This window comes from Paenibacillus sp. FSL R10-2771 (assembly GCF_038000205.1).
Lineage (GTDB): Bacteria > Bacillota > Bacilli > Paenibacillales > Paenibacillaceae > Paenibacillus_AQ > Paenibacillus_AQ phytohabitans.
Map to the genome: position 1 here is coordinate 4673003 of NZ_JBBOBM010000001.1, position 13337 is coordinate 4686339.

The 13337-nt window shown below is 53.9% G+C and carries 9 protein-coding genes; 3 read left to right on the forward strand and 6 right to left on the reverse strand.

Going from position 1 to position 13337, the window contains the following annotated elements:
* Window positions 1-7 precede the first annotated feature (7 nt).
* The 4 genes from NSU14_RS20135 to NSU14_RS20150 form a co-directional block, all read right to left on the reverse strand.
* Entirely contained in the window at window positions 8-925 is a 918-nt protein-coding gene (locus NSU14_RS20135) for a helix-turn-helix transcriptional regulator (protein ID WP_340947021.1), read from the reverse strand.
* A 167-nt stretch (window positions 926-1092) separates the two neighbouring features.
* Window positions 1093-5205, reverse strand: coding sequence for a choice-of-anchor I family protein (locus NSU14_RS20140; protein WP_340947023.1), 4113 nt, complete (start codon window positions 5203-5205; stop codon window positions 1093-1095).
* Window positions 5206-5640: 435 nt separating this feature from the next.
* On the reverse strand, window positions 5641-6216 hold the full coding sequence (locus NSU14_RS20145; protein ID WP_340947026.1) for a GNAT family N-acetyltransferase: 576 nt from the start codon (window positions 6214-6216) through the stop codon (window positions 5641-5643).
* 40 nt (window positions 6217-6256) lie between these two features.
* A complete protein-coding gene (locus tag NSU14_RS20150; protein ID WP_340947028.1) occupies window positions 6257-6676 on the reverse strand; it encodes a VOC family protein in 420 nt (139 codons plus the stop codon).
* A 219-nt stretch (window positions 6677-6895) separates the two neighbouring features.
* On the opposite strand from NSU14_RS20150, the gene NSU14_RS20155 reads away from it, so the two are divergent.
* Window positions 6896-8071, forward strand: coding sequence for a copper amine oxidase N-terminal domain-containing protein (locus NSU14_RS20155; protein WP_231575327.1), 1176 nt, complete (start codon window positions 6896-6898; stop codon window positions 8069-8071).
* A gap of 236 nt (window positions 8072-8307) precedes the next feature.
* Window positions 8308-8691 carry a hypothetical protein gene (locus tag NSU14_RS20160; RefSeq protein ID WP_336102430.1) on the forward strand — a complete coding sequence of 128 codons (384 nt, stop codon included), beginning with the start codon at window positions 8308-8310 and terminating at the stop codon, window positions 8689-8691.
* A gap of 8 nt (window positions 8692-8699) precedes the next feature.
* Here NSU14_RS20160 and NSU14_RS20165 read toward each other — a convergent pair whose 3' ends face one another.
* Window positions 8700-10535: a UbiD family decarboxylase gene (locus NSU14_RS20165; RefSeq protein ID WP_340947032.1), complete on the reverse strand. Its 1836-nt coding sequence runs from the start codon at window positions 10533-10535 to the stop codon at window positions 8700-8702.
* A gap of 186 nt (window positions 10536-10721) precedes the next feature.
* Between NSU14_RS20165 and NSU14_RS20170 the strand changes: the two genes are divergently transcribed.
* The gene (locus tag NSU14_RS20170) at window positions 10722-11810 is read left to right on the forward strand and encodes a low temperature requirement protein A (RefSeq protein ID WP_042135514.1); all 1089 of its coding nucleotides are present in this window, start codon (window positions 10722-10724) and stop codon (window positions 11808-11810) included.
* Between the two features lie 113 nt (window positions 11811-11923).
* Here NSU14_RS20170 and NSU14_RS20175 read toward each other — a convergent pair whose 3' ends face one another.
* Window positions 11924-13327 (reverse strand): NAD(P)/FAD-dependent oxidoreductase, encoded by a 1404-nt coding sequence (locus NSU14_RS20175; RefSeq protein ID WP_340948970.1) that lies wholly within the window; start codon window positions 13325-13327, stop codon window positions 11924-11926.
* Window positions 13328-13337 lie beyond the last annotated feature (10 nt).

The window sequence follows — 13337 nt, forward strand, 5'->3', positions numbered from 1 at the left end:
TCGCCATTCAGCTATAGGTATCCAGAATCATTCTGGCCCTGGCCAGCAGCTTCTCCCGGAGTGACTCCGGTTCCAGAACAGTGACTTGATGGCTGTGCTGCAGGATAATGCCGAACCAGCCCTGCTCCTCCCCGGGTACCGTAAAGCCCATCACCAGCTTCTGCCCGCGTGTTTCCAGCAATCTGGCATTCGGCAAAGCCTCTTCCAGCAGTACCCGGTACTCTACCGGACAGAGTAGCTTAATATGTATATAGACCCGGTTGTCACCATGCCCAGCCAGCAGCAGCTCCGCATCCCGGTGAACCGCAGTGAATGGTTCAGGCAGAGGCAAGATATCACGCATCCGCGACAACCGGAACAGGCGGTAATCCTCCTGCTCACAGCAATAGGCAAATAAATACCAGGCATACCACTTGTACGTCAACAGCAGCGGTTCTACCCGTTTGCAGGAAGCCTTGAGATGGGCATTCGTATACAGGAACTGGACAGCATGTTTCTCACGGATGGCTTGTTCAAGTACAGCGATGGTTTCGCCGGTCCCCACACCCTCCTGAAGCACCCCGAGATTCAGCTGAAAAGCTTGCGCTGTCGCCGCATTATCCGGCGACAGCGCAACCATTTTCTCCACCGTATCCTGAGCCTGCCTGCTGTCATAGCCGGACACGAAACCTCTCAGCGCTGCCAGAATGTACGCATAGTCCTGCGGCTGAAGCAGCTGCCTGTTCATCTTGAAGCTGTCCATGATGTAGTAGCCCCCGTTCAGCCCCTGCAGCGAACCTACGGGAATCCCGGCCAGACTGATCGCTTCAATGTCCCGCTGAATGGTCCGCGCCGAGACCTCGAACTTCCCGGCCAGCACCCGCCCGCTGACGGTCTCCCGGTTGAGCAGATAGACTACGATGCCCAGCAAACGATTAATCTTCATGGTCAGCTCCACGCTCCATCCTCATCTTCATATGTCCCTTGTAGCTTATCCTGAAGCCCCGGATTTTTCCATGATGCATCTAACTGCTCCCATCAACGGCGAGAGGGGTGTCCAGAAGCCGCTTCACGGCCTCTAAACACCCCTCAGGAATCATTTAAAATGGTTTATTACTGCACTGCTTTGAGCAGTTTGGCTAACATATGCGCCGTTTCCTCACGTGTAGCGGCTGCCTTCGGTGCGAAGCTGACACTGCCGTCAGCGCTCGCCTGACCGGAAAGAATGCCGGCCTGCACTGCAGCAGCTGCGGCTTCCACTGCATAAGGGCTAATCGTCTGCTGATCTGCAAAGGCCGCTGAGCCGCCGTTTGCCGGCAGACTCCATTTTAATGAATCTGACAAACGGATCATCATCACGGCAAGCTGCTCGCGTGTGACCGGTGCCTTGGGCTCAAATCTTCCGTCTCCCGTTCCTTGGACAATTCCGCTCTGATTCGCCCAATCCACAGCGGCCGCATAATAGTCCCCCGGCTTCACATCCGTAAAGCTGCCGGCAGCTGAGGACTCCAGCTCTGCCCCGGCCAGACGGGCCAGGAGCAGCGCGGCATCGCCGCGGCTCAGCTTGTCTTTCAGGCCAAAGTTCTCGGCGGAGACCCCGGTAACAATGCCGCGTGCCGCAAGGTACGTAATGGAATCCTTGGCATAACTGCTAGCCGTATCCACGAATGCAAGCTTATTGTAGCCAACCGCGTACACCGAGAAATGATTCGTGCGGAAGGAGAGCAGGCCGTTCCCCGGATCATAGCTGCTGCCCGGAAGGACAACCAGCTCGCCGCCTGCGCTCACCTGATAGGCAGCAACCGCATTGGCATCTTCACCGGACGCCAGTGTATAAGGGATGCTAACTTCCACCTTACCTTCACCGAAGCTCGAAAGCGTCTGCGTTCCGGCCTGAACCATCAGACTTAGCACCGGCCGGCTGCCAATGATGCTGGCTGAACCTGCCCCTTCCTGACCGGTCAAGGTACTGCCGAGCTCGGCTTTGGCAAGGGTCAGGCTGATATCTTCGTTGCCTGCCGCCGCATGAATGGCGGAGAAGGCAGCCCGGTCGAAGGTAACTGTACCGGGTCCTCCGGTCACACTCACTGCCTCCAGTGAACTGCCGGCAATCTGAGCCCATGCTGCGGCTGGAATCTTCAGCAACACCGCTTCGGCCGCATGACCCGAAATGATATGCAATACAAGCTCCCTTGCACTTGAAGTCTTCAGGGTCTCAAGTGCTGCTGCCACTTCAGCAGCGGTTACCGACAAGCTGAGTTTGCCTTCTGCATCAGCTTGTCCCTTCAGTTCCATGACAGCTTTTCCGCCTTCTATAGTAACTGCAGCAGTTGCGTTTGCAGCCCCTGCTGCAGCTGGTGAGGCTCCGCTTCCACCGGAAGAACCCGCCCCCGGTAAGCTGGCAACCGGACCAGCAGCCGCAACCGTCACCTGAGATTCAGCTACACCGTAGCCGTCTGCACTGTACACCGAGACAACAGCTGTTCCCGCGGCATGCGGTGTTACTTTGCCTGTCTGATCGACAGAAGCGACAGCAGCATTGGAAGAGCTCCAGCTGAGCGTGCCCTCCGTGCCTCCGCCGGCCTGGGCCGTCGCCTTGAGCACTGCTGCCGTTCCTCCGGCTGTCAGAGACAGCGAGGACTGGTCCAGTGTAATTTTCGTCACGTTCAGCTGGTAGACGGCAACCGTTCCCCCAACCTCGTTGGCGACCAGCACGAGCGGCAGTCCGGTCGGACTGGCCGTTGCCGGGATGAAATCAATCCCTTCCGGCCCGGTGTCGGTCTCCAGATTATTCTTAGGCGTGAATTCACGGGAATTGATATAATTCACAAACTGCGGCTGCCCGGGATTGGTTACATCGTAGGTCATCAGACCGCCGATACGCTCTAGTCCGGTGAAGGCCAGCGCCCTTTTCCCGACCATGCCTACCTTGACATATTCAGGTTCCGGCCCTTTTTTGGAGCTGCGGCTGTCAAGTGTCGTGTTGCTGTTGCTTGCATTGAAATAGCCGGGCAGACGTTCCAAAGTAATCTGCTCAAAATCGCTGCCGCTGTCATAAACCTGCGTCATGTCCGCCGCATCCCATACTGAGAAAGAACGGCCTCCGTACAGATAGATGTCCTCATTGCCCATATCCGACATCACTTCTACCCCGTCATATTTCGTGGTGCCGTTCAGGAACTTGGCCGCAGCAGAATCCGGATTCAGCAGGCCTTTCACTTTGCTGATCTTGGTTGCATTCTCCTTGCTGTCCCATTCGGTGGCATCCCCTTCGTTGGCTGTGAACAAATAGGTTTTGCCGTTTACTGTGTATTGGCTGATGCCGTCCGGCATGTAGACTCCTTTAAACGGCACATTCTCCAGATGGATCGTGTTGTCATTTAACAAATCAAGCTTATTCTCCGGCTTGCCTAAATCCTTGAATCCAAGGCCCTTGACCCACAACAGCTTCCCGTAGACAACATCAACCGCGGCAATCGCGTTATTCTCCTGAAGCGAGACATACGCTGTTGCCTGATCCCCGGACAGCTCGATGAACTCCGGCTCCAGATCGCGTATGGCATCCGTCTTGCTCCCTTTCCCGGTAATCAGCTTGGTCTTAGGGTCAACAGCACCACGGAAATGCACAAGGTCATCAATAACCGCGGGGTCGTCGAATTTCACAAGGTTCACTGCTTTGGTAGCCGTATTGATGATCGTTACACTGCCTTCGGGATCACCCGCAAGTGTGCGGGGTTCAGCCTCGTCTGCCGTAAGAATATAACGGCCGTCTTCCGTATATTTGAGCATATCCGGCTGTACGCCGGTTTCATATTGTTCCAGCAGCCTGCCGTCATAATCCAGCACAAGCACTTTACCGTTCTTCAGCGCATCTTCTTCCTGTACAGCAACAGCAATCCGCTTGGTGGCCGTGTTGATATCGACACTCGTCAAGTCACCGTAGCTGAAGCCCCCCGTTTCTGACAGCTGCTCCACATTGATGCTGGTTTCCTTCTCCGGGTGAATGCCATCCTTCAGATTCACGATGTCCACCGATGCCGGATGGGTTGAGCCGTTGACAAGGTAGAATCTCCCGTTATCACGGTTGTACTTAATGATCTCGGCTACACCGCCATCCTCACTGGTCGTACCAACCGCATACCCGCCAATTTTGGTGATGCTGATGACATCCTCCGTAGGCGGAGCAGCCTCAGGTTGGACCGTCAGCGGGAGCATCGCTTCAGCCTTGTTGGAAGGAGCTGCACTGTCGTATACAGAGAAACTCACCGTTGCCGTTCCGGATTTCAGCGGAGTACCGCTAACTGCACCGGATACGGAGTCTATGCTCAGCCCGTCAGGCAGGCCCGCTGCCGTGTAGGAATACGGCTGTGTTCCGCCATATACCGAGAGCGATACGGAATAGGGCGCCCCTGCAGTCGCCTGAGGCAAGGAAGCGGTCGCTATGCCCAGGGCAGGAGCCGTTATCCCCCAGGCGCCATCGGCACTGTTATGCGGCTTCAGCTGATTCATCGCTGCCCCATCCAGCTTATCGAATGAAATCTGCGCAAAATCCGCTTTATTGTTGTCCGTGTCCACGTAATCCGTACGTCGCACTGACTTTTGCTTGGAGGTCCCGCCGGTTTTGCCCGTCGGATAATCCGCCTCATAGCCATCGATCGTAGCACCGTTGTCATTGCCAGCTGTGCCGATCATATCTACATAAGCCGGCGACTTGTCCAGGAACGGATTAGCATTCTCCAGCAGAGCGGAACTGCTAAGAAGGACCACCTTCATGCCTTTATTATTAAAAAGAAGTTCGTCCCAGCTCTGATCCCCCTTGCCGCTGAGGTCACTTTGATAGACGGGATTCAATTTACCGTCCGTAATAAGGTAGGAGGCATGCGCTTTAATGGTACCTGTCAGGGCAAGCTTGCTCCAGGCACCGTTCATGCCGGGATCGGAATACTGCACCGACCAGCCGCTCAGATTCACATCCGAATCTGTAGGATTATATAGCTCAATGAAGCCTTTGGAGAAGTAGCCCTCTGTTGTCCCGGCATCACCGCCGCCGTAAATCTGGTTGACGACAATGTGCGGAACGGCAACATCATAGCTGCCGGAAGCATTATACGGAGTGCCTGGCTGTATCGAAGGGGCGGCGGCTACCGGGCCTGCGCCCCATGCGGATCCGGCCGCAAGCTCTGCGGCGAGGAGAAGAGAAAGGATGGCTTTACTGGATGAATTCAAGTGATTGTCACTCCTGTACTCTATAGTTTATTTTTTAACTACTTTTTTAACTACTATAGGAGACGAGTATTTGCTCACTTGAAGATTTACATAAACTGAATGTAAAGCCGCTGCCGTATACGTGAAATAGCCCCACACAGTGGGGCTGTGGGGGCTATACTTCGAAGATTTTGTAAAATCCTGCACGTAATACAACATTCTCCTCACTATACCAGTCCAAAAACCAATATTGTTGTAGAAAATGCAACATTTCTCCCCCACTTGGCGGTTTAGCAGAACTATTGTTGTATTTCCTACAACAATCCTCCCGAACACGCAGATATTCAGGGATCAAAGCTGCACAACGTACAACATTTATGCCCTTAGTGCTTACTTAAGAGTCTCTACCCTGCCGGAAACGAATCTAGTATAGGGAATGAACGTATCCCGCCAGCCTCACAACGATCTGCCGGTAACATCATCCCTTTGGTTCATACTCATCCACTCACTCCCAAGCAAACCATAGGCATAGGTATCATGCCATCCCGGGTTGCCCTGTTCATCAGGCTTGAAATAACCTGTCTGCAGAAAATGCCCCTCCCGGCGCAGCTTCAGCCGCTCCAGCAGCCGCCATGACGGATGATTGTCCGGATCACAATGCGCGGTTACACGTCTGATTCCAAGTGTACCGAAGCCGTACGCCAGCAGCTCACGGCAAGCCTCTGCCGCATAGCCTTTTCCTTGATAGTTACTGTTGAACACATAGCCCAGCTCCCAGGTCTGAAACTGCGGCGGGTTCTGCTGTTGGAAATACAAGTTCCCGATCAGTCTGCCGCTGTCCTTCAGACATACGGCCCAGAAGGCGTGATCGGTTGCCCGGCGCTCTGCCTCGGCCTTACTTGCAGCCTGGTCATATACGCCGTAAGGCTCGAATCTCACAACCTCTTCCTGCGAGAGATAGGCATGCAGATCGTCCCCGTCTTCTGCTCTGAAGCTCCGTAAGAGTAACCGCTGCGTTTCTAATACATTCATCTTTGTTTCCCCCTGTATGCAGTGTATACTTTCCCTAATTTCAACTTTCGGGTATCTGATCCATATCCATATAGAGCACATTCCAGCGGTGTCCGTCGGGATCAGCGAAGCCTGCGCCGTACATCCAGCCTCCGCCCGCCGCCTTCGGCCTGCCAAAAACATGTCCGCCCGCCTCCTCCGCCTTACGGACAAGTTCGTCTACTTCCTCCCGGCTGGCAGCATCGATAGAGAAGAGAACTTCTGTCCCTTGAGAGGTGTCAGCAATCTCCTGCCCGGTGTATCTGCGGAACGTTGCTTCCGGAACCAGCATCACCAGTACTTTCTGATCCCCGATGACTAGTCCCGCCATCTCATCACTGCCTTCATGCCGCGGATGAAACGCAAACCCCAGCTTGCCGAAGAATTCCCGCGAACGGTTAATATCCTTTACAGGGAGATTAAGCCAAAGCTCTTTGGTCATATGATTCGCTCCTTTTCGGATGAAAGCGCTATTCTGCCACTCTAAACAACATAGTAGCATATCCACAGGAGACTGGGCATACTCAACATCACTTCGTCCATATTTTTACAAACACCCGAAACCTTCCATGGTTATATTCGTCTATATATTCGTCTATATGGAACAGAAGATTAATGCCAGAGCCATGGCAATTACGCTTTTATTGAAAGGATGGGAACGATGAAGATTACCCGGCAAATATTACTCCTCCCCGCACTTGCGCTTGCAATGGCAACGGGCACACCTGCAGTCCCGGCTTCCGCCAAGTCTGTTTCTGAGGTAAAGATCTACTTTACCTATAGCAGTGAGAGCGGTATATCGGGGAGTTCAGCGGGGAACGCACAGATCAAGAATGGAATCTCCTACATGCCTGCCAATCTGGTGAAAGCTACCGGAATTGAGATCCTATGGAACAATGCGGCTAAAACTGCGGCATTCAGCGGCTGGAATAAAAGCTTCAGTGTGCAGCTGGGCAGCTCCACCGGTGTGCTCGACGGGCAGAAGGTTCCGCTAGGCGGCACTCCGTATATGTCAAAACAAGAGCTGTATGTACCTGTTAAATTTATTGCAGCGGCACTTGAAGGGGGACCTGTCCGGTGGGACTCTGCAAAGAAGACTCTGCTGATCAATCATCTGCATATGTACCGCAGCTATTCGGAAACCTTCGAGGGCGGAGTGTATTCCCTATCCCTTGACAGCGGTGAGTTGTACCTCACCACCAAGCAGAACACGAAGCACAAGCTTGCTACGCTGGGCAGAGGTCTGGATGTTATTGACTTCACCTTCGAGCATACACCTGCAGGCCTGACTTTGCTGCGTGTAAGCAATGTTTACGGCGAACCGCATCTGCATGCCGGGTACTACACCTATCTTTTGAAAAATGGCAGTGTCATTCGTCAGGGGCATATAGATACCTACACCTCCTTCGGCACAGCCGCCGAATGGTCTGAGGGGAAGCTGGTATTGAATGACGGGCAGACTTTGCGGCTGATTGAGGATGGAACGGGAGCGGTCAGTGAAACAATTGATTTACCGCACCTGATGGGCGCAACCGTCACGAAAGATGTCTACTATAATGTCGAAGCTGTCTTCAAGGATGTCCTGCTGGTCCGCCCTCTGGATACAGCCCTCCTGACACTCGTCAATCGTACTACCGGCGAGCAAACCCTGCTGTACAAAGAGCTGCTTAGTGCTGAAGGGCAGCTTGATGTGGAGCAAATAGATTATATGTTCCCCGGGGACCATATTAAGTTCACCAAACGTGAGGGCAATGTGTTCACCTTCACGGTTAACTATCTGGACGGCAGCAAAGAAACTGTGCATACCTATACACTGCCTGACAGCGAGAGTGAATAAAACAAATTCAAGACAAGCTAACAAGTGGATAAACGTCAACTAATTCCGGGGAAATCTTCCTAAATGGAGCTGCAGTTGGATAAACAACACTTAATTTAACCCATCTTGCGGGATATCGGAGATATGGGCAGAATTAAGTGATGTTTTTCCAGTTAATGTTACTGTTTGGGTATCGCCAAGATAATTAAGTGACGTTTTTCCATCTAAAAGCTTACTGAAAGGAGTAAACCAGACGAATGAAGAAGTTCATTGTTGCCGCAAGCGTAATTTTCCTCGCTGCCTGCTCATCTGCCGGCCAAGAAGTACAAACCCCGCAGCCGGGTCCCTCTAGTCAATACGTAGAGGTCCGCACTGCGGGGTCCATTGCCTTTCCATGTGTCAAATGGAATGACCGGATTTATCAAATTACGAAAACGCAGGTTACTGATGTAGGGGAACAAATCGGCGAAATCACATTGCAGTCCCTGGAGCCTATCGCAGATACTCCCAACAACTTCTCCACTACTTTCTCTGAAGGCAGCAAGTTATACGCCATTAATGATATCCCTACAGCAGAAGCAATCGCCGTCTTAAACAGTGAAGGTGAATACATTAAAGTCGAGGTGCCCGTCAGGGAGTAAGCCCCATTCTATCCCCGCATACCGCCCAGGCTGGCTCCGGGAGCAAATACCCGCTGTATATTCTTCTGCACCTCAGGGTCGGGGATTAACGGCGGTGCCTGATGCGGCTTCACCCGGGCATCGATAATGATATTATCGCAGGCCCAGTGCTTATGCTCTACCCTGCTGTTCACCCCGTGGATATCATGGGAAGGATTGCTCCGCGTAAAGGTCGCCCACAGGAAATTGTTCAGATGCTCCGACATGAACCCGCTGTCGTCGCACAGAATGATCATCGGGCAGGAATCGGGCGGCCCCTGCTCTGCAATGGCGGCACACAGGCCGGCGATTTCCTCTGCGGCTGACTGATAATCCGCGAACGGCTTGCCTTGCAGCGCCACAACACCCGGCATAATCATCACCGCCGGTCCCCAGCTCTGCTGTGCCTGCAGAATCCCAGGCACTTCCGTGCATAGGCTCCGCTTCTGCCCGCCTACCGCAGCGAATACCACCTTACTGCCGCTGTTGATTCCGGTGCCGGAATAATCCAGTGTATCTATGGTGGTATTCGTCTGGAAATGAATATCGCGGTGCAGATTAATCCGCTCCAGGATATACGTCAGGAAACCTTCAATATCATGCGTGCTGACCGGCTGGTCCTCTTCTGCAGTGATGAACAGATATTTCGCCAGACTGAGCTGTCCGGTTCCGAGAATCCGGTTGGCAATGGTCAGCAGCTCCGCCGGCTGCTTAAGCTGCTGATAAGGCGTATAGCGTTCACTGCCGATGGCGAATAGCAGCGGATGCACTCCCGAGGCATCTACGGCATGTACTTCCTTAACGCCGGGAACCTCAGACTGAATTGCCCCGCCCGTCAGCTCATGAATCAATTCTCCGAAGGCGGTGTCTTCCTGCGGCGGACGGCCGACGACCGTGAACGGGAAGATGGCCCCTCGCTTGGCGTAGACCTTATGCACTCTCATCACAGGAAACGGGTGGGTCAGGCTGTAGTAGCCCAGATGATCTCCGAACGGACCTTCCGGCTTCGTCTCACCGGGATGGATCTCTCCGGTAATTACGAAATCGGCATCACTGCTGATGCAGAATCCGTCCACATAGGTGTAGCGGAAATGGCGTCCGGCCAGCAGCCCGGCAAAGGTCATCTCGCTGAGGCCCTCCGGCAGCGGCATCACCGCCGACAGCGTATGCGCCGGAGGCCCGCCGATGAAGCAGCTCACCTTGAGCGGCTCGCCGCGTTTATTGGCCTGGGACTGATGTATGCCGATGCCGCGGTGAATCTGGTAATGCACACCGACCTCCTTGTTCATCTCGTACTCATTGCCGCTAAGCTGAATCCGGTACATCCCGAGATTGGAGTTCATGATCCCCGGCTTGTCCGGATCTTCCGAATACACCTGCGGAAGCGTGACAAATGCCCCTCCGTCTCCCTGCCAGTGCTTGATCTGGGGAAGATCGGAGATTTGAATCTCCTCGAAACCGGCAGGAGCACTGCCCTGTTTCTTCAGCGGAAGTGCTTTTCTGGCTGCAAGGGCGGTTCCAATGTATTTAAAAGGCTGCTTTAGCGCCTTCATGGGATTGCTGCGCAAAGCGATAACATCCTGGGAGGATTGCCAGGTATCCCGGAAGATGAATTTGCTGCGCTCGATCGTTCCGAACAGATTCGATACCGCACGGTACTTTGAGCCCCGGACATTCTCGAACAGCAGCGCGGGACCGCCCGCTTCATAGACCTTCATATGGATCGCCGCCATCTCCAGATGCGGGTCAACTTCCTCATGTATGCGAATTAAATGCCCGTGCTTCTCCAAGTCAATAATGCATTCTTCCATATTACGATATGACATGCTTCTACCCCGATCCTGTAAAGAATATGAACCTCTATATTATCCGTGAGAGCGCAGCCCAGGTCAATTGCCGCCGGAATGAACCTGGATTAATCACCTGCTGTCTTGCCTTCTTCTATCCAGAGCCTTTATTATACTTGTTAACCGGACTGCTCCGGTAAACATACGGCAAAGGAGACTTGCAGAATGATTATCAAAAAAGTAACCTGGCTGGAGCTCTTCTATGATTTGCTGTTTGTCGCTGCGGTCTCCAAGGCCAGCCATGTGCTTCTGCATGTAGAAGACGAGGTTCTCTCTCTGGAGACACTGGGCAAATTCGTACTGATCTTCATTCCGATTTGGTGGGCCTGGGTAGGCCAGACGCTTTTCGTCAACCGTTATGGACAGGATACGGTGGCGCACCGGATTTTTCTGATCATCCAATTATTCTTCGTGCTGATTATGACAGCCAGCCTGTCTGTGGATTTCGATGCCAACTATCTGCCGTTTCTGATTGGCTATCTCGGACTCCGGATCATGACCGCCGTCCAGTATCACTACGCACATTCCAAAGAAAGCGGCCATCTGCGGAATACTGCCCGTTATTTGGGAACACGCTTTTGGATCGGACTGGTGATTTCGGCGTGTTCGCTGTTCTTCGATTCCTGGCTCCGGTATGCCGTGCTGTACGCCGGGATTGCGCTGGATATTATCCTCCCGCTGACCGGCCGGCGGATTCTTGTGAAGACTCCCGCCAATACGCATCATCTGCTGGAGCGGTTCTCACTGTTCGCTTTAATTCTCCTGGGTGAATCTGTTGTCAGCATTCTTGCCGTACTGCAGTCCAGTACCTGGACCGGACAATCTGTCGGCTTCGCCGCCCTCACCTTCGTGCTGATTATCGCGATGTGGTGGCAGTATTATGACAACCTGGAGAAGAAGGTCGATATGCATATTCAAACAGCCGGACAGACCATTATCTACGGACATCTGTTTATCTATCTGTCGTTATGTATGCTTGCCGCATCGATCCAGCTGCTCTTCCTGAATAAGCTTCATTATGACCTGATGCTGAATCTGCTCTTCGGCTCAGTCCTGCTCTACTTCGCTTCGACCACACTGGTCTTCCATGTCTACAGACATAAGCAGCACCGGCTGGGGGTTAAGCATCTGGCGCTGCTCACCGCTATCCTGATCTGCTTCTACGTGCTGGATCTCGTAATCCATGTTCCGAATGTGCTGATCATGGGCGAGCTGGCGCTGTTCTTCGCGGTGTATGCCAGGATCACAACCTAGACCCGGCTGCCAGGCAGCAGCATGTAAGCACCAGGCCACTTCTCTGGACACGCTCCACAGCACAAAGGCTGTACCAAAGGTCTTCCTGACCCCCGGTACAGCCTCTTCTTGTATTATTTGCCGGTAAACTCAATCTCGTCGTAATCATAATACGCCTGCAGGGTCTGCTGGCGGTCATCCATGAACAACTGGTCGGCTACACCACAGACAAGCTTCGGTATCGCATTCTTCAGGCCGGAGATCGCCGATGCCGATAAGCCGCAGCTGGCCAGGGCCGAATAATTGAAGATGAATATTCCATGCAGCAGCTTGCGGTCTGCCTCATCCCGGCTCTGCAGCGCAAACCCCGGGCTGAGGTACGGATGCGCATCCAGCAGCGCATTCGACGCTCCGGCCGGCGCCTCATAGCGGTCGCGCCAGCGGGCAATATGAGCTTGGACCTGCTGCAGCTCCGGCCGCAGGGCGGGATCACTGAGCAGCCCGGTGCTGACAATCAGGAAGTCGTAGCTGAATTCACCCTTAGGCGTAGTCACTACCGCTTCTTCTCCGGAGGCCGCCACACTAAGCCAGGGAGAACCGAGATGCAGCCGGAAGCCGGGCCAGGCCGCCGCCCGTGCAAAGGTGTCGTTCGTTGGCGGCTGATTATAATTGAAGAAATGCGAGATCACCGCATATTTATCTGCATCCGCTAAGGCATGGAACCGTTCAATCATGCCCGAAACCTCCATCTGGCGGATCGGATTGACATTCGGCAGCTGTTCGCGGCGGACAAACACATGCGCTTCCGCCGCTCCTTCAGTAAGGACGAAGTTAGCATTGTCGAAGGCCGAGGCCCCGCCGCCGAGAATCGCTACCCGCTTGCCGCGGAGAGCGGCGAAATCAATCTTCTGCGAGGTATGTGCATACAGATGCTCCGGCAGATGCTCCGCAATCATCGGCGGGACATGCCACTCGCCTCCGCCTTGGATACCTGTGGCCAGTACGATCTTACGCGCCAGCAGCAGACCGGACGGGGCACCCGCTCCGGCAATCCGCAGCCGGTAGATCCCGTCCTCACCAGGCTCGATCAGCTTAAGCTGCACCTCATTGATCACCGGCAGCTGCAGAATCTGCCGGTACCAGCGCAGATAATTCATCCAGTCGCCGCGGGGGATTTTGCCTAATTCATCCCAGGCCGCTGTTCCCTTCTGCGCTTCCCACCAGGAGCGGAAGGTGAGCGATGGAATGCCCAGATCAATGGAGGTCAAATGCTTGGGTGTGCGCAGAGTCACCATCCGCGCGTACGTTTCCCAAGGACCTTCCAGCCCGTCACTGTTCTCATCAATAATCAGAATGTTGGATATCCGTTCACGCAGCAGGCCGAAGGCTGCGCCCAATCCGCTCTGCCCCCCGCCCACAATCACAACATCATAGACATGGCCTTCGGGATGCTCCAGAGGGCGTACCCAGTCCGTGCCGCCATAGGCAAGGTAGGAAAGATCGGTCTTCACACGTTCATTCAAGGCTTCCAGGCTCATCATCCTCAGA